Source organism: Embleya sp. NBC_00896 (assembly GCF_045207785.1).
GTDB lineage: Bacteria > Actinomycetota > Actinomycetes > Streptomycetales > Streptomycetaceae > Embleya.
The window spans coordinates 2,371,373-2,392,055 of sequence record NZ_CP108776.1; the positions used below are offsets into that span (position 1 = coordinate 2,371,373).

At 72.1% G+C, this 20,683-nt stretch carries 16 protein-coding genes, 2 tRNA genes and 1 pseudogene; 11 read left to right on the plus strand and 8 right to left on the minus strand.

The window, feature by feature from the left end:
• The first annotated feature begins 74 nt into the window (after positions 1–74).
• The 6 genes and pseudogenes from OG928_RS10540 (at position 75) to OG928_RS10565 (ending at position 6,922) form a co-directional block, all read left to right on the plus strand.
• Entirely contained in the window at positions 75–1,241 is a 1,167-nt protein-coding gene (locus OG928_RS10540; protein ID WP_406282122.1) for a PucR family transcriptional regulator, read from the plus strand.
• A 97-nt stretch (positions 1,242–1,338) separates the two neighbouring features.
• Positions 1,339–2,271, plus strand: a pseudogene (locus OG928_RS10545) (ACP S-malonyltransferase); the annotation flags it as partial.
• Between the two features lie 310 nt (positions 2,272–2,581).
• Complete coding sequence (locus OG928_RS10550) at positions 2,582–3,592, plus strand: beta-ketoacyl-ACP synthase III (protein WP_406282125.1); 1,011 nt, start codon at positions 2,582–2,584, stop codon at positions 3,590–3,592.
• A gap of 101 nt (positions 3,593–3,693) precedes the next feature.
• Positions 3,694–3,948 carry an acyl carrier protein gene (locus tag OG928_RS10555; RefSeq protein ID WP_406282128.1) on the plus strand — a complete coding sequence of 85 codons (255 nt, stop codon included), beginning with the start codon at positions 3,694–3,696 and terminating at the stop codon, positions 3,946–3,948.
• A gap of 130 nt (positions 3,949–4,078) precedes the next feature.
• Entirely contained in the window at positions 4,079–5,380 is a 1,302-nt protein-coding gene (gene fabF / locus OG928_RS10560; RefSeq protein ID WP_406282130.1) for a beta-ketoacyl-ACP synthase II, read from the plus strand.
• A gap of 105 nt (positions 5,381–5,485) precedes the next feature.
• Entirely contained in the window at positions 5,486–6,922 is a 1,437-nt protein-coding gene (locus OG928_RS10565) for an acyl-CoA carboxylase subunit beta (RefSeq protein ID WP_406282133.1), read from the plus strand.
• Between the two features lie 153 nt (positions 6,923–7,075).
• On the opposite strand, the gene OG928_RS10570 is transcribed toward OG928_RS10565, so the two are convergent.
• On the minus strand, positions 7,076–7,570 hold the full coding sequence (locus tag OG928_RS10570) for a DUF3145 domain-containing protein (protein ID WP_406282136.1): 495 nt from the start codon (positions 7,568–7,570) through the stop codon (positions 7,076–7,078).
• Between the two features lie 286 nt (positions 7,571–7,856).
• Here OG928_RS10570 and OG928_RS10575 point away from each other — a divergent pair, with 286 nt between their 5' ends.
• On the plus strand, positions 7,857–8,870 hold the full coding sequence (locus OG928_RS10575; RefSeq protein ID WP_406282138.1) for an SGNH/GDSL hydrolase family protein: 1,014 nt from the start codon (positions 7,857–7,859) through the stop codon (positions 8,868–8,870).
• Between the two features lie 142 nt (positions 8,871–9,012).
• Here OG928_RS10575 and OG928_RS10580 read toward each other — a convergent pair.
• Positions 9,013–9,086, minus strand: a tRNA-Ile gene (locus tag OG928_RS10580).
• Positions 9,087–9,275: 189 nt separating this feature from the next.
• On the opposite strand from OG928_RS10580, the gene OG928_RS10585 reads away from it, so the two are divergent.
• Both OG928_RS10585 and OG928_RS10590 read left to right on the plus strand, forming a co-directional pair.
• Positions 9,276–10,799 carry a M1 family metallopeptidase gene (locus OG928_RS10585; RefSeq protein WP_406282141.1) on the plus strand — a complete coding sequence of 508 codons (1,524 nt, stop codon included), beginning with the start codon at positions 9,276–9,278 and terminating at the stop codon, positions 10,797–10,799.
• Positions 10,800–10,894: 95 nt separating this feature from the next.
• Positions 10,895–11,836 carry an NADP-dependent oxidoreductase gene (locus OG928_RS10590; protein ID WP_406282144.1) on the plus strand — a complete coding sequence of 314 codons (942 nt, stop codon included), beginning with the start codon at positions 10,895–10,897 and terminating at the stop codon, positions 11,834–11,836.
• 315 nt (positions 11,837–12,151) lie between these two features.
• On the opposite strand, the gene OG928_RS10595 is transcribed toward OG928_RS10590, so the two are convergent.
• Positions 12,152–13,123, minus strand: a complete 972-nt coding sequence (locus OG928_RS10595; RefSeq protein WP_406282147.1) for an LLM class flavin-dependent oxidoreductase — start codon at positions 13,121–13,123, stop codon at positions 12,152–12,154.
• 107 nt (positions 13,124–13,230) lie between these two features.
• Between OG928_RS10595 and OG928_RS10600 the strand changes: the two genes are divergently transcribed.
• Positions 13,231–13,767 carry a nuclear transport factor 2 family protein gene (locus tag OG928_RS10600; RefSeq protein ID WP_406282150.1) on the plus strand — a complete coding sequence of 179 codons (537 nt, stop codon included), beginning with the start codon at positions 13,231–13,233 and terminating at the stop codon, positions 13,765–13,767.
• A 71-nt stretch (positions 13,768–13,838) separates the two neighbouring features.
• On the opposite strand, the gene OG928_RS10605 is transcribed toward OG928_RS10600, so the two are convergent.
• Positions 13,839–13,914 (minus strand) — tRNA-Asn (locus tag OG928_RS10605).
• 162 nt (positions 13,915–14,076) lie between these two features.
• Between OG928_RS10605 and OG928_RS10610 the strand changes: the two genes are divergently transcribed.
• Entirely contained in the window at positions 14,077–14,367 is a 291-nt protein-coding gene (locus OG928_RS10610) for a hypothetical protein (RefSeq protein ID WP_406282152.1), read from the plus strand.
• 205 nt (positions 14,368–14,572) lie between these two features.
• On the opposite strand, the gene OG928_RS10615 is transcribed toward OG928_RS10610, so the two are convergent.
• From OG928_RS10615 to OG928_RS10630, 4 genes are all read right to left on the minus strand, one after another.
• On the minus strand, positions 14,573–16,045 hold the full coding sequence (locus OG928_RS10615) for an FGGY-family carbohydrate kinase (protein ID WP_406282155.1): 1,473 nt from the start codon (positions 16,043–16,045) through the stop codon (positions 14,573–14,575).
• 63 nt (positions 16,046–16,108) lie between these two features.
• Positions 16,109–17,221 (minus strand): RNA polymerase sigma factor, encoded by a 1,113-nt coding sequence (locus tag OG928_RS10620; RefSeq protein WP_406282158.1) that lies wholly within the window; start codon positions 17,219–17,221, stop codon positions 16,109–16,111.
• Positions 17,222–17,308: 87 nt separating this feature from the next.
• A complete protein-coding gene (gene dnaG, locus OG928_RS10625) occupies positions 17,309–19,249 on the minus strand; it encodes a DNA primase (protein WP_406282160.1) in 1,941 nt (646 codons plus the stop codon).
• Between the two features lie 88 nt (positions 19,250–19,337).
• Positions 19,338–20,618: a deoxyguanosinetriphosphate triphosphohydrolase gene (locus OG928_RS10630; RefSeq protein WP_406282163.1), complete on the minus strand. Its 1,281-nt coding sequence runs from the start codon at positions 20,616–20,618 to the stop codon at positions 19,338–19,340.
• Positions 20,619–20,683: the final 65 nt, after the last annotated feature.

Consider the following 20,683-nt stretch of genomic DNA (forward strand, 5'->3'; position numbering starts at 1 on the left):
CTTGCGGGGAAAGAAAAAGCGGTGCCTCGCGTGCCGGCGACGAAGTCGCCCAATAGGCAGAGGATGATGGCCCGGTGAGTTCCAAGCCCGATTTGCGCGCCGCGACCGTCCGCAGGCTCGAGAAATCCGCCGGCGCACTGGCCGGGGCGGCACTGGCCAAGATGGACGAGGCGCTCCCCTGGTACCGGAACATGCCCGCCGACAACCGGTCGTGGATCGGCCTGGTGGCGCAGGCCGGCATCTCCGCGTTCACCGAGTGGTTCCGGCATCCGGAGACCCCGCAGAAGGTCAGCGCCGACGTGTTCGGCACCGCCCCACGCGAGTTGACCCGCACGATCACCCTGCCGCACACGGTCGAGCTGATCCGGACCACGATCGAGGTGGTCGAGGCCGAGATCGCGACGCTGGCCGCGCCGGGCTACGAGCAGGTGCTGCGCGAGGCGCTGCTGCTGTACTCCCGCGAGATCGCGTTCGCGACCGCCCAGGTCTACGCGCACGCCGCCGAGACGCGCGGCGCGTGGGACGCCCGCCTGGAGGCCCTGGTCGTGCACTCGCTGCTGCGCGGCGAGGCCGACGAGGGGATCCTGTCCCGGGCCTCGGCCCTGGGCTGGGGCTCGCCCGACTCGGTCATGGTGGTGGTGGGCAACGCCCCGGACGCGGACGCCCAGGCGGTCGTCGACGGGATCCACCGCGCGGGCCGACACGCCCGCCTGAACGTGCTCACCGGTGTACAGGGCGAGCGGCTCGTGGTGATCCTGGGCGGCACCGACGACCCGATCCGCGCGACCCGCTCGCTGATCGGCCAGTTCGGCCCCGGCCCGGTCGTGGTCGGCCCCGAGGTGCCGGATCTGCTGGCCGCCGTCCGCTCCGCGCAGGCGGCGATGTCGGGCCATCGCGCGTGCGTCGCGTGGCCGGACGCGCCGCGCCCGGTCTCGGCCGACGATCTCCTGCCCGAACGCGCGCTCGCGGGCGACGAGGGGGCCCGCGAGCAGTTGGTGGAGGAGATCTACATACCACTGCACGCGGCCGGCTCCGCGCTCCTGGAGACACTCTCCGTTTACCTGGAGCAGGCCGCGAGTTTGGAAGGGGCCGCGCGGATGCTGTTCGTGCACCCCAATACCGTGCGCTACCGGCTCCGACGTGTCGTGGACGTTACCGGACTCGTACCGACGGAGACTCGTTCCGCGTTCACGCTCCAGGTCTCGCTGATCCTGGGTCGATTGGCCGCAATAGAAACCTAGCCGAGACTCTTTTGTAGGAAACTGACAAAAGCGCCATCGGATCTTCGTCCCTGCCGATAAGGGGCTCACACCCCCGGCAGGAGAGAGGGTTGACCTCGTGCTCGTACTCGTCGCTCCCGGACAGGGTGCCCAGACACCCGGATTCCTCGCCCCCTGGCTCGACCTCGACGGCGTGGCCGAACGGCTGCGCTGGTGGTCCGCCGTAACGGGCCTCGACCTGATCCACTACGGCACCAAAGCCGACGCGGACGAGATCCGCGACACGGCGGTGGCCCAGCCGCTGCTCGTCGCCTCGGGTCTGGTCGCCGCGCTCGCGCTGTTCCCGCACCCCTCCGACGCCTACCGCGTGGTCGGCGCCGCCGCCGGTCACAGCGTCGGCGAGCTGACCGCCGCGGCCGGTACCGGCGTGGTCACCGCCGAGGCGGCGATGACCATCGTGCGCGAGCGCGGCAAGGCCATGGCCGCCGCGGCCGCCGTCACGCAGACGGGCATGAGCGCGGTCCTGGGGGGCGACCCCGAGACGGTGCTCGCCAAGATCGCCGAGCACGGCCTGACCCCGGCGAACATGAACGGCGCCGGTCAGATCGTCGCCGCCGGCACCCTCGAGCAGCTCGCCGCGTTCGCCGCGGACCCGCCCGAGAAGGCCCGCGTACGCCCGTTGTCGGTCGCGGGCGCCTTCCACACCGAGCACATGGCCCCGGCCGTGAACCGGTTGGCGGAGCTCGTCCCGGGGGTCACCGTGCGCGACCCGCGCACGCCGTTCATCTCCAACGCCGACGGCGCCGTGCTGCACGACGGCCGCGACATCGTGAAGCGACTGGTCACCCAGGTCTCCAACCCCGTGCGCTGGGACCTGTGCATGGAGACCATGAAGGACCTCGGCGTCACCGGACTCATCGAGGTGGCCCCGGCCGGCACCCTGACCGGTCTCGCCAAGCGCGCCCTGCCCGGCGTGGAGACCGTCGCGCTCAAGACCCCGGACGACCTCGAGGCCGCCCGCGCGCTGGTCGAGAAGCACGGCAGCCCGAGCACCATCGACGCCTCGCCCACGTGGCGCCTGGTCGTCGCCCCGTTCAAGGGCATCATCGAACTCACCGACATCCGGTCCGGCGACGCGCTGCTCCCCGGTTCCCGGGTCGCGACCGTGCGCTCGCACCGCGACGAGCAGACGATCACGGTCCCGCACGGCGGCACCGTGGTCGAGTGGCTCGTCGAGGACGGCGACCCGGTCGCCCCCGGCATGCCGCTGCTGCGCATCCACCCGCAGAGCTCGCTGTGATACTCGCTCTGCCCCCGGCGGCAAACCTGCCCGGGCTGCAACCCGTACGGGAGGACCACGCGTGACCGCTACCATCACCCCCCGCGCCGGAGCCGCGCACGCGCGCATCCTCGGCGTCGGTGGTTACCGTCCGGCTCGGATCGTGCCGAACTCCGAGCTGGTGGATCGGATCGACTCGTCCGACGAGTGGATCCAGTCGCGTTCCGGCATCAAGACCAGGCGCTGGGCCTCCCCCGAGGAGACCGTCGCCGAGATGTCGATCGCGGCGGCCGGCAAGGCCCTCGCGCACGCGGGTCTGGACGCCGAACAGATCGGCTGTGTGATCGTCTCGACGGTCACTCACCTCAAGCAGACGCCGGCCATCGCGACCGAGATCGCCCACCGCCTCGGGGCGGGTGGCGGCCGGGCCGCGGCGTTCGACGTCTCCGCGGCCTGCGCGGGCTTCTGCTACGGCGTGTCGCTCGCGAGCGACATGGTCCGCGGCGGCAGCGCGCAGTACGTTCTGGTGATCGGGGTCGAGCGCCTGAGCGACCTGACCAACCTGGAGGACCGCGGCACCGCGTTCATCTTCGGCGACGGCGCGGGCGCCGTCGTGGTCGGCCCGTCCGACACCCCGGGCATCGGCCCGGTCGTGTGGGGCTCCGACGGCGCGCAGTCCGAGGCGATCACCCAGACCATCGACTGGGACGTTCTGCGCGACGCGCCCGGCAGCGACTTCCCGACGCTCAAGATGGAGGGCCAGAAGGTCTTCCGGTGGGCGGTCTGGGAGATGGCCAAGGTCTGCGAACAGGCCCTGGACGCCGCCGGCGTCAAGGCCGAGGAACTGGACGCGTTCATCCCGCACCAGGCCAACATGCGGATCACCGACGCGATGATCAAGGCGCTCAAGCTGCCGGCCGAGGTTCCGGTCGCACGCGACATCGCCGAGAACGGCAACACGTCGGCGGCGTCGATCCCGCTCGCGATGGAGCGCATGCTCGAAAGCGGCGAAGCGGTCAGCGGCGGTACCGCGCTGATCATGGGATTCGGGGCCGGCCTCGTGTACGCCGGGCAGGTCATTACGCTTCCGTAGTCCCCCGTCGATCGCCGAGAGGCGTCGATCGGACGAGCGGTACAGCAGTACGGCACCACAGCAACACCCGTCACCAAACCAGATTCGAATCAAGGAGCAACATGGCTGCCAGCCAGGAGGAGATTCTCGCCGGTCTCGCGGAGATCGTGAACGAGATCGCCGGCGTCCCCGAGGATGAGGTCGAGCTGGACAAGTCCTTCATCGACGACCTGGACGTGGACTCGCTGTCGATGGTCGAGGTCGTCGTGGCGGCCGAGGAGAAGTTCGAGGTCAAGATCCCGGACGACGACGTCAAGGGTCTCAAGACCGTCCGCGACGCGGTGGACTACATCGCGAAGGCCGCGAAGGCGGCCTGACGCAGCGACACCCGTTTCCGGGCCGGACCCGCACCCGCGCGTCCGGCCCGGTACGTCGGAGCCACACCGGGCCGAGTACCCGCCGGATCGTCGGATCGGCCCGAAACAACAGCGTGGGAGTGAGAAGACAGTGAAGTCGACCGAGCGCAACGACGCCGCGCGAACCGTGGTCGTCACCGGTCTGGGAGCGACCACGCCGGTCGGCGGCGATGTCGCGACGACCTGGTCCGCGCTGCTCGCGGGCAAGTCCGGCGCACGGGCGCTGACCGAGGAATGGGCCGCGGAGCTCTCGGTCACCTTCGCCGCGCGGATCGCGGTCGAGCCGCTGGAGGTCATGCCGAAGGTCGAGGCGCGTCGCCTGGACCGCTCCGGCCAGTTCGCCATGATCGCCGCGCGCGAGGCCTGGCTGGACGCCGGCTACGTCGCGAAGAACATCGCGACCGAGGACGCCCCCGACGCCCCCATCGTGGACTCCACCCGCCTCGGCGTGGTCATCGCCTCCGGCATCGGCGGCGTCACCACCCTGCTCGACGCGTGGGACATCTTCAGGGAGAAGGGCCCGCGCCGCGTCGGCCCGCTCACCGTCCCGATGCTCATGCCCAACAGCCCCGCCGCGAACGTCGGCATCGAGCTCGGCGCGCGGGCCGGTGTCCACACCCCGGTCAGCGCGTGCGCGTCCGGCGCCGAAGCCGTCGCCTACGGCCTGGAGATGATCCGCGCCGGCCGCGCCGACGTCGTGGTCTGCGGCGGCACCGAGGCCGCGATCCACCCCCTGCCGATGGCCGCCTTCGCGAACATGATGGCGATGTCCAAGCGCAACGACGAGCCGGAGCGCGCGTCTCGCCCGTACGACAAGGGCCGCGACGGCTTCGTGATGGGCGAGGGCGCGGGCGTCCTGGTCCTGGAGAGCGCCGAGCACGCGGCGGCCCGCGGGGCCCGCGTGTACGCCGTGGTCGCGGGCGCCGGACTCACCTCCGACGGCCACCACATCGCCCAGCCCGAGCCGACCGGCCGCGACATCGCCCGTGCGATGGCGCTGGCCCTGGAGGACGGCGGGATCGAGCCGCACGAGGTCGTCCACGTCAACGCGCACGGCACCTCGACCCCCGCGGGCGACGTCACCGAGCTCAAGGCGATCCGCGCGACCCTCGGCGACGCGGCGGCCGACAAGGTCACCGTGACCAGCACCAAGTCGATGACCGGGCACCTGCTCGGCGGCACCGGCGCCGTCGAGTCGGTCGCCACCGTGCTCGCCCTCTACCACCGCACCGCGCCCCCCACGATCAACGTGGACGACCTCGACGACGAGGTCGACCTGGACATCATCCGCGGCGAACCCCGCACGCTCCCCGACGGCGACATCGTCGCCCTCAACGACTCGTTCGGCTTCGGCGGGCACAACGTCGTCGTCGCCTTCCGCCGGTTCGGGTGACCCCCGAACTCCTCGCGCTCGGTTTCGTCGCGAGCCGCCGGGCGACATCCGCCGCGGCTCGCCCGTGACGACATCGGCAGGACGGACCAGATAGACGTGACAGTGATGGACAACCGACCCGGTACCGAGACCGCGCCCGCGCGGCCGACGCGTCCGCACCGCGACGACGACCCGCGCAACCCGCGCCTGCGGTTGCAAAAGCTCGTGGACCCGGGCTCGTACGAGGAGATCTCCCCGTACGAGACCAAGTCCGGCACGCTCGCGTGCGTCGGTACGGTCAACGGCGCTCGCGTCGTCGCCTACGCCTCCGACCCCACGGTCCAGGGCGGCGCGATGGGCGAGGAGGGTTGCGCGATCGTCGTCGAGGCGTACGAGCGCGCGATGGCCGAGCGGGCGCCGATCATCGCGCTGTTCCACTCGGGCGGCGCGCGCCTGCAGGAAGGCGTCGCCAGCCTGCACGCGGTCGGTCGGATCTTCCACGCGATGACCATGGCCTCGGGAAAGATCCCGCAGATCTCCGTCGTGCTCGGCGCGGCCGCCGGCGGCGCGGCCTACGGGCCGGCGCTGACCGACATCGTGATCCTCGCGCCCGAGGGCCGGATCTTCGTGACCGGTCCGGACGTGGTCCGCTCGGTCACCGGCGAGGACGTCGACGCGCTGCGCCTGGGCGGCCCCGAGCCGCACGGCCGGCGCAGCGGTGTCGTGCACGTGGTCGCCGATTCCGAGCAGGACGCGATCGACCGCGCCCGCGGCCTCGCCGACCTGCTCGCCAACCAGGGCGAGATCGACCCGGCCAAGCTGGACCGTCGCGAACTGGGCGCGCTGCTGCCCGAGTCGGCCAAGCGCGCGTACGACGTGCATCCGGTCGTCGACGGCGTGCTCGACGAGCCCGGCCAGGAACTGCACCCCAAGTGGGCGCCGAACATCGTCACCACGCTCGGCCGGCTCGGCGGTCGCACCGTCGGCCTGGTCGCGAACAACCCGCTGCGCCTGGGTGGTTGCCTCGACTCGGCGTCGGCCGAGAAGGCGTCCCGCTTCGTGCGCATGTGCGACGCGTTCGGCGTGCCGCTCGTGGTCGTCGTGGACGTCCCCGGCTACCTGCCCGGCGTGGGCCAGGAATGGGACGGCGTCGTGCGCCGCGGCGCGAAGCTGCTGCACGCGTTCGGCGAGTGCGTCGTGCCGCGCGTGACGATGGTCACCCGCAAGGCGTACGGCGGCGCGTACATCGCGATGAACTCGCGGTCCCTGGGCGCGACTCGGGTGCTCGCGTGGCCGACCGCCGAGGTCGCGGTGATGGGCGCGGTCGCGGCCGTGCGCATCCTGCACCGCCGCCGGCTCGCCGAGGTTCCGGACGAGCTGAAGCCGCAGGTCGAGCTGGAGCTCGCGGCCGAGCACGAGAAGGTCGCGGGCGGTCTCGATCGCGCGATCGAGATCGGCGTCGTGGACGAGGTCATCGACCCGGCCGAGAGCCGCATCGCCATCGCGAAGGCGATCGCCGCGGCCCCGCAGACGCGCGGCGCACACGGCAACATCCCGCTGTAGGTCCGTCTCGGGCGGCTGTGGGTCCCGGCCGGCTGTCCGGCCGGCCGTAAGTCTTCAGGCGGATGCGTGAGGGGCCCCTCCGGATGATCCGGAGGGGCCCCTCACGTCGGTATGTCTATACGCATGCCTTGCCGCCGGCGGCCCCGCCCGCCCTCACACCACCTGGTGCAGCCACCGCACCGGCGTGCCCTCGCCCGCGTAGCGGAAGGGCTCCAACTCGTCGTCCCACGGCTTGCCGAGCAGCTTCTCGACCTCGGAGCGCAGGTCGACCTCGCCCCGCGCCGCGCGCCCCAGGACCGCGCGCAGCCGGTCCTCGGGGATCAGGATGTCGCCGTGCGCCCCCGTGACGGCGTGGAAGATGCCGAGCTCGGGGGTATTGCTGTAGCGCTCGCCCTCGGCGTTCGCCGACGGCTCCTCCGTGGCCTCGAATCGCAAGAGGTGCCAGCCGCGCAGCGCCGAAGCCAGGCGCGACGCAGTGCCGGGCGCGCCCTGCCAGGACAGCTCCGCCCGCAACATGCCGGGCGCCACCGGCTGGCGGACCCAGTCCAGACTCACGCGCACGCCGAGAACGCCCGCTGCGGCCCACTCGACGTGCGGGCACAGCGCACGCGGCGCGGAGTGCACGTACAGAACTCCACGTGTCGTCACCGGGACCTCCAGGCTTCAAGGACGAGGTTCGCCTTCCCCAGCGGCCTCAACCCTTGTCTCGGACTGCCTGTTCGAATCCCGGTCTTCCATTGTGCCCCACGGACCACGGATGTACCACAAGCACCAGTTGCTGTCCGTAATCACATGTGGGCAATTGTCCGATGTGAAGGAACAATTCGTGACTCACCGTCTCGGAATGGTGAGCCACTGCACTCAACGTGCCCGGACGTCGCCGACGCCACTCCCGGCAATCCCAGCCTTCACACGAAGGAGTGACGTACCGTCGATGGACATCGTCGTGTCGATGCTAGGGGGCGGAGGGGGCGGCGTGGGCGGGAAACGACGAGTAGGGGCGGCAACCGCGACGATGGTCGCCGCGGTCCTGGCCCTGGCCTCCTGTACGGGCTCCGGTGAGGACGGGGACGCGGTCCCGGCCGCGGCCGGCGCGAAGCCGGCGGCCGAATCGAGCCGTGGGCAAACCACGAAACCCGGCAACCCGACCACGGCCGAACGGCCCAGCGAGAAGGCGCCCGTCCCGCCGGCGGACGTCCCCGTGACCCCGACCACACCCCCGCGACCGCGCTCGATGGCGGCCCTGGGCGACTCGATCACGCGCGGCTTCGACGCGTGCTCCCCACTCCAGGACTGCCCGGACAAGTCCTGGGCCACCGGCACCTCCGCCGACGTGAACAGCCACGCCAAGCGCCTGGGCCTGCCCGCGGGCGCGGCGTTCAACAACGCGAAGACCGGCGCCCGGATGGTCGACCTCGCCGGCCAGGCCCGCACCGCGGTCGGGCAGCGGGTGGACTACGTCACGATCCTGATCGGCGCGAACGACGCGTGCCGGCGCTCCGAGGCCGAGATGACCTCGCCCGCGACCTTCGAGAGCCAGTTCCGCGAGGCGCTGGGCATCCTGCGCACCGGCCTGCCGAGCGCGCGCGTGCTGGTGGTCAGCGTCCCGGACCTGGGCCGGATGTGGGAGACCGGGCACGACGAGATGGTGGCCCGCGCGGTGTGGTCGATGGCGGACGTGTGCCAGTCGATGCTGGCCTCCCCGCAGTCGCTCAAGCCCGCCGACCTCGACCGCAGGCAGCGCGTCCGCGACCGGGTGACCACCTACAACGCGAAGCTGCGCGAGGTGTGCGCGACGTGGACGCACTGCCGCTACGACGGCGGCGTGGTCAACATCCAGCGCTTCGGGAAGAACGACGTGAGCCACTGGGACTGGTTCCACCCCAGCGCGTCCGGCCAACGCACCCTCGCCGAGGTCACGTCGCGCCAGGGATACACCTGGGGATAGCCCGAAGGAGTGATTTCGCTCCCGGAATCCCCGAGCGGCCCGCTAAGCTCTCACTCGACTACGGAAAAGAGTCGCCTGACAACACACAGCGACGACATACAGCGACCACAGTGCGAATCCGAACCGTGCCGACCTCGATGGGTGGGGCGGGTGGGACTCGAACCCACGGCCAAGGGATTATGAGTCCCCTGCTCTAACCAGCTGAGCTACCGCCCCGTGCCGCCCTCTGCCGAACGGCCTGACGCAGCATAACCGGTCGGGCGCGACCAGCGCCCGGGGGGATCCCTGCCGGGGCTGACTACTCATGCCCGAAACCTGCTCGAAAGTGTCGCTTTCCCCCGCCTGATCGAGTGAAGGCCGGCCCGCGCCACACAGTCGGGCGGGCAGCGTGCCGATGGCGTCCCTGTGAAAACCGAATCTCTGCGCCGCGCCACAACCGTCGCGGCCTGCTTCGCATTGACCTGCGCGCTGACCGCGCCGCCCGCCTCCTCCGGCCCGGGCCCCGGTGGGCTCGGCGACCCGGTGTTCCCGACGCTCGGCAACACCGGGTACGACGTGCGCCGCTACGACCTGGAGTTCGCCTATCGGCCCGACACCCGCCTGGTCGACGGGGTCACCACGATCGAGGCGACGGCCGACCGGCGGCTCGACGCGATCTCCCTGGACGCCCTCGGCCCGGACGTGCGCGGCGTGACCGTGGACGGGCGTCCCGCCACGTTCGAGCAGGCGGGCGAGAAGCTCGTGATCACGCCCGCGCGGAGGATCCCGGCGCGGGCCCGGATCCGCATGCGGATCGAGTACACGGTCGACCCGCGCGCGCGGATCGCGCACACGGGATGGGTGCCGACACCGGACGGCTTCGCGGTGGCCGGGCAACCCGACGGCGCGCACACCGTCTTCCCGTGCAACGACCATCCCGGCGACAAGGCCGACTTCGGCTTCCGGGTCACCGTTCCGGACGGCTCGCTCGGTGTCGCGAGCGGCACCCGTACCGGCGTCGAATCCGCGGCGGGGACGACGACGTACAGCTACCACTCGCGCGATCCGATCGCGACCGAGCTCGTGCAGATCGCGGTCGGCGACTACCGGGTGCTGAGCCGGTCCGGCCCGCACGACCTGCCGCTGCGCGACGTGGTCCCGAGCGCGCGGGCGGAGGGGCTCGCCCCCGCGCTCGCGCTGACGCCCGGTCAGCTGAGCTGGGCCGAAGCACGGCTGGGCCGCTTCCCGTTCGAGACCTACGGATTGCTGCCGGCGAACACCGACGATCCGAACGCGTTCGGGTTCACCGGTCTGGAGACCCAGACGCTGACCCTGTACAAGCCGGGCTTCCTGCTCCAGCCCGAGGACCGGATCGGGTCGCACATGATGCACGAGCTGGTGCACTCGTGGTTCGGCAACAGCGTGAGTCCGCGCGTGTGGTCCGACCTGTGGCTGAACGAGGGCCACGCGGACCTCTACGCGCTGCTGTACCGCTACGAGCGCGGCTGGCCGGACTCGCTCGGCCTGACCACGCTCGAGGCCCGCATGCGCGCCACCTACGCGCTCGGCGACCTGTGGCGGCGCACGTCCGGCCCGGTGGCCGCGCCGAACGCGGCGAACCTGTTCGACTCCCAGCGCTACACCGGCGCCGCGCTGGTGCTGTACGCGCTGCGCCAGGAGGTCGGCGAGGCCGCGTTCGCCCGGATCGAGCGGGACTTCCTGGCCCGACACCGCCATGGCGCGGCGACCACCCGGGACTACGTCGACACCGCGTCACGGGTTGCCGGGCGCGACCTGTCCGGCTTCCTCGGCGCGTGGTTGTACGACACCCGCACGCCGCCGATGCCGGGGCATCCGGACTGGGTCGTGGATCCGCTGCCGGCCGAGGCGGCGGAGGCGACGACGCGCCACCGCGGCGCCGAACGGGCCGAACACGAGGCGGGCTCGTAGCCGCCGACCGATCCGGCCGCCGATCGTTTAACGCGCCCCGAGGGAGGTCATTTGTGTGACTTGACACCATCTGTTGCTTTTGCAAGGAGACAATCATGCGCGCTGTGGCCGTGAACGAGTTCGGCGGCGACCCCAAGATCGTCGACGTGGCGAAGCCGACGCCCGGCAAGGGCGAGCTGCTGGTCGAGGTCGCGGCGGCCGCGGTCAATCCGTCCGACTGGAAGATCGCGGACGGCATGCTCGCCACGTCGATGGAGCACACGTTCCCGCTCGTGCTCGGCACGGACTTCGCCGGGACCGTCATCGACGGCGACGACGACGCCCGCTTCTCGATCGGCGACAAGGTGTTCGGCTCGGTACTGCGCGCGCCCGTCGGCGCGGTCGGCTCGTACGCGGAGTTCCTGACCGTGCCCGCGAACGGCCCGCTGGCCTCGGCCGCCGACCTCGACCCGGCCCAGGCCGCGTCGCTGCCGACCGCCGCCGGGACCGCCCTCGGGCTGCTGGAGGCGGGCGGGATCCGGGCCGGTCAGACCATCCTCGTGGTCGGCGCGGCGGGCGGCGTCGGCTCCTTCCTGACCCAGCTCGCGGCGGCACGCGACGTCCGGGTACTGGTGGTCACCCGCGGCGTCGGCGAGTCCAGGATGGGCACCCTGGGCGCGGCCGAGACCTACGACGCGACCAGCGGGATCGTCGTGGACAAGGTGCGGGCGGACTATCCCGACGGTGTGGACGCGCTGGTCGACCTCGTCTCCGACGCGAGCGACTTCGCGGCCTACGCGCGGCTGATCCGCGACGGCGGCATCGCGCTCTCGACCCAGTTCGTGGCCGACCCACAGGAGTTGTCCCATCGCGGCATCGAGGCGATCAACCACAAGCAGAACCCCACCCCGACCCTGTTCGAGCGCCTGGGCGACGACCTGCGCGCACGCCGAATCACCGTCCCGATCGAGGCCCGCCTCCCCCTGAACGACGCCCCAAGCGCCATCGCCCGCAACCGCCTGGGCGGCGCCCGCGGCAAAACGGTAATCCTCCCGTAATCCCTGAACCGCCGGACGGGCCCACCGCCCGATCAGCCCGTCCGGCGCTCGAGGACACCGGCCACGGGCCGCCCACCCAGCCCGCCCGACGCTTGAGGACACCAGCCGCAGGCCGCAAATCAGCCCGTCCAGCGCTTGAGGACACCTGCCACAGGCCGCAAATCAGCCCGTCCGGCGCTTGAGGACACCGGCCGCAGGCCGCAAATCAGCCCGTCCGGCGTTTGAGGACACCGGCCACGGGCCGCCCCGACCAGCCCGGCCGGCGTTTGAGGCCAAACAAGCCCGGCCGGCGTTTGAGGCCACCCCGGCCACGTCCTACGCCACCAACCGCGCCAACCTCATCAGCGTCGTGACGTGTTCGCGCACCGCCCGCTCCGACATCCCGCTCAACGACGCGAAGAACCACACCGTCTCGATCGGCGTCCCGGCCACATACGCCGAGATGTCCCGCGCAGCCTCCTCCGGCGTCGCAAGCAAAAAGTGCCCGGGCGCCGCCGACAGCCCCCGCGCCCGCCAGCGCTCCGGATCGATCGGCCGCGCCGATGCCGCCCCCGTGCCCTCGACCGCGTAGCGGTGATAGCTGTCCCACTGGTGCGCGAGATGCCGCGACACGACCGGCCAATCCCGCTCCGGGTCCTCGGTGATCCACCCGTTGACCAGTCCGGCCATCCGCGCGCTCGCCGGATCGTGGCCCGCCTCGCGCAACGCGTCCACGTACGGCGCGGCCATCGCCGGATTCGCGGTCAGCAGCGACTCGCCCAGCAGCCCGGCCCGCCGCGCGCCCTGCGGGCCCTGGTAGCCGAGCCAGATCCGCGGCCGCTCCTGGACCGGCGGCGGCGTGATCGTCCCGGTGTCCCACAGTCGGCGGATCTCGCGCGCACTCGCGTCGGTCGCCGAGAACCGGGTCCGGAGCGCGTCCGCGCGATCGAACAACTCGTACTCGGGCAGCCGGTAGCCCGTGCCGATCCCGAGTTCGAGCCGGCCGCCACTCACCAGGTCCACGATCGCGGCCTCCTCGGCGAGGTGCGCGGGGTGCCGCAGCGGCGCGATCGTGACCCCGGTACCGATCCGGGCCCGCTTGGTGCGCGCGGCGATCGCGGCGGCCATCGTGAGCGGCTGGCTCAGGTAGCCGTCGTCGAACCCGTGATGCTCGGTGGTCCAGATCGAGTGCACGCCGAGCCGGTCCGCCTCCTCGCACAGTTCGAGCGTGAAGCCGTACAGCCGGGCCCAGTCCTGCCGCCACTCGGCCGGGTTGCGCAGGTCCAGGTAGATGCCGACGTTGACCATGCGGCCGCTCCCAACGGGTTCGTGTCCGCCGGCCCGCCCCGGCGACCTCTCCCGGCGGACCATCTGACACGGTGATATCTGACTGACCGTCAGCTTAGGGAGGCCCCATGTCGGACCCGATCACCGCCCGCCTCGATCGACTGGAGGCGCACGAGCAGATCCGACAGTTGGCGGCGCGATACGCGCTCGCGCTGGACAGTCGGGACGTCCCGGCGCTGGCCTCGTTGTTCGTGGACGACGTCCGAACAGGTGACGGTGGGGTCGGTCGGGCCGCGCTGGCCGAGTGGTTCGACCCGGTCCTTCGACCGTACGGAATCACATTTCACCTGATCGGGAACCACGTGATCGACCTCGTGGACGAGGATCACGCGACCGGTGTCGTGTACTGCCGCCCCGAGCACGAGGTCGGCGATCTGTGGGTGGTCATGCCGATGCAGTATTGGGACCGCTACGAACGCCGGGAAGGGCGCTGGTACTTCCGCAGCCGCAAGCCCAAGGCGTTCTACGCGGCCGATGTCCTGGAGCACCCGCTGGCGGTGCGCGATCGCTTCCATTTCCCGGACAACCCGATGATCACGGACGCCCAGCTGCCCGAGAAGTGGGCGTCGTGGCAGGAGTTCTGGGCCCGCACCGGGAGCGAGTGAACGGCCCCGGTCCGGCGACTCGCTCCGGCACGCGAAAGCGCCCTCCAGATCGACCTGGAGGGCGCTTTCGATGGCTCCCGCAATTGGACTCGAACCAATAACCTGCCGGTTAACAGCCGGCTGCTCTGCCAATTGAGCTATGCGGGATTGCGATGGACCGCCTGGCGGTCGCTGCGTGGAATACATTAGCGCATCGCGAGGGGTGGCCCGCACCAGGGTTTTTCCGGTAGTACCTCGCAGGTTGCCCACGCACTGCGCCCGGGTAGGCGCTGACGTGCACGGGCGGGACACACGACTGCGGAGGACACCATGATCAACAAGCTCACCTTCGTCACCGGCCTCGCCGTCGGCTACGTCCTGGGGGCGAAGGCCGGGCGCGAGCGGTACGAGCAGATTCGCAAGCTGGCGGGCAGCCCGCCCGCCCAGAAGGCCGGGCACGCGGCGGCGGAGCTCGGCCGCGGGGCCGGCGCCAAGGCCGGCCGCGCGATCGGCGACCACCTGCCGGAGCGGGTGGGCCGGCACCTGCCGGACCGTTTCGGCGGCCGACCCGCCACCAACGGCACCTCGGTGACCGCCCCGCGATACGGCCAGGGCCTGTAGCACCGAAAGCACCGCCGGACGGGCTGAAACCAGCCCGCCCGGCGCTTGCGGACAAGCAGGCCCCAGGCCGGCCCACCGGGCCGGGCCCCGAAAAAGGCGAAACACGGCCCCCAAAGCCGGCCCAAATGCAGCCCGTCCGGCGCTTGAGGACAAGCGGGCCGCAGGCCGGCCAACCGACCCGGGCCCCGAGCCCGGCCCCACGGGTTCACCCCCGACGGTGCCGCCCACCCGCTTCCACCCCTTCGCGCGGAGGCGCCACCGCACCCGGGTGCAACCGATCGCGCACCTCGCGGTACTGCGCCCGAACCGCGTCGCCGAGCGCGAGCGCGTCCTCGTCGGGTTCGATGAACTCGCCGACCCCCGAGGGCCACGCCGGCAGCACCCCGAACAGCGCCCACGCCGCCTGCCGGGCCGCGCCCTGCGCCACGTGGCGCCCGGCGAGCGCCGCCGAGGGCACCGCGGTCGGCAGACCGAGCAGCGCCGGCGCGATCGCCTCCACCGCGGCGGAGCGCGCGCCCGGGCCGACCAGGATCAGCCGCTCCACCGCGATGTCCCGGTCGCGCAGCACGTCGAGCGCGTCCGAGAGCCCGCACAGCGTGCCCTCCACCGTCGCGCGCGCGAGCGCCGAGGGGGTCATGCTCTCCTGGCGCAGGCCGGTGAGCGTGCCCGCGGCGTGCGGCAGGTCGGGGATGTGCTCGCCGTCGAGATAGGGCAGCAGGACCAGCCCGGACGCGCCCGGCGTGGACTCCAGCGCGGCCCGGTCGAACTCGTCGGCGTCCAGCCCCAGCATCGCGGCGGTGCCGCGCAGCACCCGCGCCGCGTTCAGGGTGCGCACAAGCGGCAGGTACCGACCCGTGGCGTCCGCGTACGAGCCCACCACGCCGGTCGGGTCGACCACCGACACCGGGTGCGGCGTGAAGGCCGTGGCGGTCGTCCCCAGGGCCACCACCACGTCGCCGTCGGCCAGACCCGCGCCCAGCGCGAGGGCGGCCTCGGAACCGGTGCCCGCCGAGACGAGCACGCCCTCGGGGGTCCGCCCGGCGGCGCTGCCCGGCGGCAGCACGATCGGCGTGCGCGGCACCCGGCCGATCGCGAGGTGCAGGAGGTCCTCGCGCCACTCCCCCGTGGTCGCGTAGTAACCCGTGGTGGACGCGTCCGCGCGGTCGGTGACCGCGTCCGGCGGGCAGCCGAGCAGCTGCCACGTCACCCAGTCGTGCGGCAGCAGCACCGACGCGATCCGGGCCACCGCGTCCGGTTCGAAGCGCGCGAACCGGCGCAGCTGCGCGATCGCCGACGACGATCCCGGCACCGAGCCGGTCGCGGCCGTCCAGGCGGCGGGGCCGCCGAGCGAGTCCACGAGGTCCGCGGCGGCGCCGGAGGCCCCGTGGTCGTCGTCGGGCAGCGGATGCGTGAGCACCACCCCCTGCCCGTCCAGGGGCACCGCGCCGTGGTTCTGCGCGGCCACCCCGATCGCGGCCACGCCGTCGAGGAGTCCGCCGGCCGCGGCCTCGCCGAAGGCTCGCAGCCACGCGCCGGGCGTGGTCGCGGCGCCCTCGGCGTACGCGGCGCGCCCCTGGCGCAGGGGCGTACCGGTCGCGGCGTCGCAAACGAGGATGCGCAACTGGCGCGCTGAGCAATGCACCCCGGCGACGAGGGTGGGAGTCGAGCTTGTCGGCATGGGCGAATTCTGACAGCAGACGGGCGCTCGGACTGTCGGGATCAGATGCTTGGTCTGTCGGGATCAGTCGAGATAGCCCCGGAGTTGCTCGGAGTAGGAGCGTTCACGGAGGCGGGACAGCGTGCGTGACTCGATCTGACGTATTCGTTCACGCGTCACCCCGAAGACCCGGCCGATCTCCTCCAGGGTGTGCGGTTCGCCGTCGGCGAGCCCGTATCGGAGCTGGACGACCTGGCGTTCGCGGTCGCCGAGCGTGGACAGCAGGGCCGCCAAATGCTCGCGCAGCATGAGCGAGGCGGCGGCCTCGGCCGGGGACGTCGCGTCGGTGTCCTCGACGATGTCGCCGAGCAGGACCTCGTCCTCGCCCACCGGGGTGTGCAGGGACACCGGCTCCTGGGCGAGCCGCAGAATCTCGGTGACCCGTGCGGCGGTGAGGTCGAGCACCGCGCCGACGTCCTCGGCGGTGGGCTCCTCGCCGCGCTCCTGGAGCAGTCGGCGCTGGACCCGGATGACCCGGTTGATCAACTCGACCACGTGCACCGGGACCCGGATCGTGCGGGCCTGGTCGGCCAGCGCCCGGCTCATCGCCTGGCGGATCCACCACGTGGCGTAGGTGGAGAACTTGTAGCCACGTGTGTAGTCGAACTTCTCGACCGCCCGGATCAGCCCGAGGTTGCCCTCCTGGACCAGGTCGAGCAGGCCCAGACCACGCCCGACGTAGCGCTTGGCGATGGACACGACCAGGCGCAGGTTGGCCTCGATCAGTCGGCGCTTGGCGACCGCGCCGTCCCCGACGAGCGTGGCCAGCGCGTCGCGGACCACGGGGTCGGCGGGCGGGCTGTCGAGCAGGCGTTCCTCGGCGAACAGCCCCGCCTCGACGCGGCGGGCCAGATCCACCTCGTCCGCGGCGCTGAGCAGCGGCACCCGGCCGATCTCGCGCAGGTATTGGCGCAGCAGGTCGGCGGACGAGCCGCCGGGTTCGTCCAGTCGCGGGGCGTCGTCCGGTTCGCCGTCGGCCGGCTCGGGGGTGTCCCGGCCGGATGTCGCGGGTGGCGCGGTTCCTGGGGTGGCGTTCTCGGTGGGGACGGTGGCCGCGCCCGGTACAGGCTCATCCGTCCGATCCGTATGGGCGGGGTGGCCGCCGGGCGTTTTCCCCCCTCTGGTGTGCCGATGCACCTTCCCCAGTCTGCTCTACGAGGGGGTCCGTAGCCGAGAGTCCGGAGCGGAAAAGTCGCGGGGGTACGGGCGGGTGCGGCGTCCGGGTCAGGTGCCGGGGGCGTACAGCGCTTCCGCGCCTCGGTCGACGAGGGCGCGCTTGTACGTCTCCAGGGTGTTCAGTTCCTGCCAGACCTGCGCGTACTGCTCCGCCTCGCGGACCGGGTCGATGCGCAGCAGGCGCGACTTGGCGTCGGCGATCCGGCGCTCGGCGGAGAACACCCGAAGCCGGACCAGGTTGCCGTCGGCGTAGGCCCGGTCGGCGTCGGCGGTGCGGTGCATGCTCTCCACGGCCAGTTCGGTGACCATGTGCCGGACGATGTCGTCGGGGGCCGCGGCACGGACCTCGCCGACCCAGTTCGAGGTCTGCGCCGCCTCGCACGAGACGCCGCCGGCGACCGCGATCGCGGCGCGCACGGCCGCGTACGGCGGGGCGGTGAACTCGTCGGCCTCGTAGTGGTCGAACGCGGGCGCGACCAGCGCGGGGGCCTGGAGCGCGAGCTTGAGCACCTCGCGCTGGACGGCCTGGCGCGAGTCGCGCGGGTCGGGCCGGAAGCCGGCCGGGCGCTGCGCCGGCGGTGCCTGCTGCCCGTGCTGCGGGGCGCCCTGGCTCTGGTGCGGAACCTGGCCCGGGCCGCCGCGCGCGGCGCGCTCGCGCTGCCACCGGTTGACCTGGGCGACCCGGCCGACCACGAACTTCTCGTCCAGGAAACCGAGCATCGAGTCGAGTCGGACCGCGTACGTGTGCCGCAGCGCCTGGTCCTTGATGCCGGCGATGACCGGCGCGGCCGCGTCGAGGGCGGCCACGCGGCCCTCGACGGTGGACAGGTCGTGGCCCTCGATGCGGCTCTTGATCGCGAACTCGAAGAGCGGCACGCGGGCGTCGATCAGCCCGAGCACGGCCTCGTCGCCGTGCTCCAGGCGCAGGTCGCACGGGTCCAGGCCACGCGGCTCGACCGCGACGAACGTGCGGGTGACGAACTTCTGGTCCTCCTCGAACGCGCGCAGCGCGGCCTTCTGGCCGGCCGCGTCGCCGTCGAAGGTGAAGATCACCTCGCCGCGGAACTCGCCGGAGTCCATCAGCAGGCGCCGCAGCACCTTGATGTGCTCGTCGCCGAAGGACGTCCCGCAGGTGGCGATCGCGGTGCCGGCACCGGCGAGGTGGCAGGCCATCACGTCGGTGTAGCCCTCGACGATGACGGCGCGGCCGGACTTGGCGATCTCCTTCTTGGCGAGGTCGAGGCCGTACAGGACCTGCGACTTCTTGTAGATCGGCGTCTCGGGGGTGTTGAGGTACTTGGGGCCGTTGTCGTCGTCGTAGAGCTTGCGCGCGCCGAAGCCGATGACGTCGCCGGTGATGTCGCGGATCGGCCAGATCAGCCGGCCGCGGAAGCGGTCCATCGGGCCGTTGCGGCCCTCGCTGGCGAGGCCGCCTTCGAGCATCTCCTGCGGGGTGAAGCCCTTGCCGCGCAGGAATCGGACCAGGTTCTCCCAGCCTTTGGGCGCGTAGCCGAGCGAGAACCGCTCGGCTGCCTCCTGTTCGAAGCCGCGGTCGGCGAGGAAGCGCCGCGCGGTCTCGGCCTCGGGGGTGCCGAGCTGGTCGGTGAACCACTGTGCGGCGATCTTGTGCGCCTCGACGAGCCGGGTCCGCCGGCCCTGCTGGCGGCCCGGGGTGTAGCCGCCCTCCTCGTAGCGCAGCTCGATGCCGTACTGCTGCGCGAGCCGCTCGACGGTCTCCGAGAAGGTCGTGTGGTCCAGGCGCATGACGAAGTCGAGAACGTCGCCGCCTTCGCCGCAGCCGAAGCAGTACCAGAGGTTCTTGGCCGGGCTGACCTGGAAAGACGGGGACTTCTCGTCGTGGAAGGGGCACAGCCCCTTGAAGTTTCCTCCGCCCGCGTTGCGGAGTTGCAGGTGTTGTTCGGCGATTTCCGCGATGCGTGCCGTCTCGCGGACCCGCCTGACGTCTTCTTCACGGATACGGCCGGCCACGATCGTCGAGTCTACGGGTGCGGTCGACGCGATGTGGCGGCGACCGGCGGGTCGTCGCCCCGGTCGTCGCCCCGGTCGTCGGGGCGGGTCATCGGGCGCTCAGCGCGGCGTGCAGGGTGAGCGCGGCGCGGTCGGTCAGCGAGGCGACCTGGTCGACGACCACGCGCAGCCGGGCGGCGTCGTCGGCGGCGTCGGTCCAGTCGGCGCGCAGGGAGGCGTCGAGGCAGTCGGGGGCGCCGGTCGCGAGCAGGTCGACCAGCTCGGTGATCACCATGCGCTGGCGCTCGCGCAGCCGTTCGGCGCCCTCGCGGGCCATCACGTAGCGCGCGGTGACGGCCTTGAGGACGGCGCATTCGAGTCGGATGTCGCGCGGGACGATCAGGTCGGCGGCGTAGCGGGTCGCCGGTTCGGCGCCGTGCACCTCGCGGGTGGCGTGTTCGGCGGCCATGCAGAAGCGGCCGATCAGCCCGCTCGTGGCGTTCTTGAGCCGGGCCTGGGCGTGTCGCGAGCCGTCGTAGCCGACCGGCCAGAAGTCGAGCGCGAGCAGGCGGTCCAGGGCCTCGCCGAGCTCGTCGGCCTCGCAGTCGGGGCGGTAGCGGAGCACGGTGAGGTCGAGCAGTTCGCGCCGCTCGCCCGGGTCGCGCAGGCGGACCAGGTCGAGGCGGTGCGACTGGACCGCGTCCTCCAGGTCGTGCACCGAGTAGGCCACGTCGTCGGACCAGTCCATGACCTGGGCCTCCAGGCAGCGGCGCTGCGGGTCGGCGCCCTCGCGGACCCAGTCGAACACCGCGCGGTCGTCGTCGTAGGCCCCGTAGGAGTGGGTGTCCGCGCGGCGCGGCCACGGGTATTTGAGCACCGCGTCCAGGCCGGCGCGGGTCAGGTTGAGGCCGACGCTGCCGCCGTCGGGGCCGAACGTCTTGGGTTCGAGCCGGGTGAGCAGGCGCAGGCTCTGCGCGTTGCCCTCGAAGCCGCCGCAGGGCTTGGCCGCCTCGTCGAGCGCGCGTTCGCCGTTGTGGCCGAAGGGCGGGTGGCCGAGGTCGTGGGCCAGGCACGCGGTCTCGACGAGGTCGGGGTCGCAGCCCAGGGCCTGGCCGAGCTCACGGCCGATCTGGGCGCATTCGAGCGAGTGGGTGAGTCGCGTGCGCGGGCTGTCCTGGCCCGCGGCGACGGTCTCGCCGGGCACCACGACCTGGGTCTTGCCGGCGAGCCGGCGCAGCGCGGCGGAGTGCAGCACGCGGGCCCGGTCGCGTTCGAAGGCGGTGCGCCCGGGCCGCTTGTTGGGCTCCGGGACCCATCGGGCGAGGTCCTCGGATCCGTATCGTCCGTGCCCCGACCGCTGCTCTGCCGAACCTGCCGATGTGCTGTCCACTTGTCCACATTAAGGAATCGCGCCGACATTCGACGACGACGGGACGGGAACGGCGGAGGGACGGG

Excerpts from the sequence above, each read along its gene's own strand:
- OG928_RS10555 (WP_406282128.1), top strand. The coding sequence starts at position 3,694 with ATGGCTGCCAGCCAGGAGGAGATTCTCGCCGGTCTCGCGGAGATCGTG.
- OG928_RS10565 (WP_406282133.1), top strand. The coding sequence starts at position 5,486 with ATGGACAACCGACCCGGTACCGAGACCGCGCCCGCGCGGCCGACGCGT.
- OG928_RS10575 (WP_406282138.1), top strand. The coding sequence starts at position 7,857 with ATGGACATCGTCGTGTCGATGCTAGGGGGCGGAGGGGGCGGCGTGGGC.
- OG928_RS10590 (WP_406282144.1), top strand. The coding sequence starts at position 10,895 with ATGCGCGCTGTGGCCGTGAACGAGTTCGGCGGCGACCCCAAGATCGTC.
- OG928_RS10595 (WP_406282147.1), bottom strand. The coding sequence starts at position 13,123 with ATGGTCAACGTCGGCATCTACCTGGACCTGCGCAACCCGGCCGAGTGG.
- OG928_RS10600 (WP_406282150.1), top strand. The coding sequence starts at position 13,231 with ATGTCGGACCCGATCACCGCCCGCCTCGATCGACTGGAGGCGCACGAG.
- OG928_RS10610 (WP_406282152.1), top strand. The coding sequence starts at position 14,077 with ATGATCAACAAGCTCACCTTCGTCACCGGCCTCGCCGTCGGCTACGTC.
- OG928_RS10615 (WP_406282155.1), bottom strand. The coding sequence starts at position 16,045 with ATGCCGACAAGCTCGACTCCCACCCTCGTCGCCGGGGTGCATTGCTCA.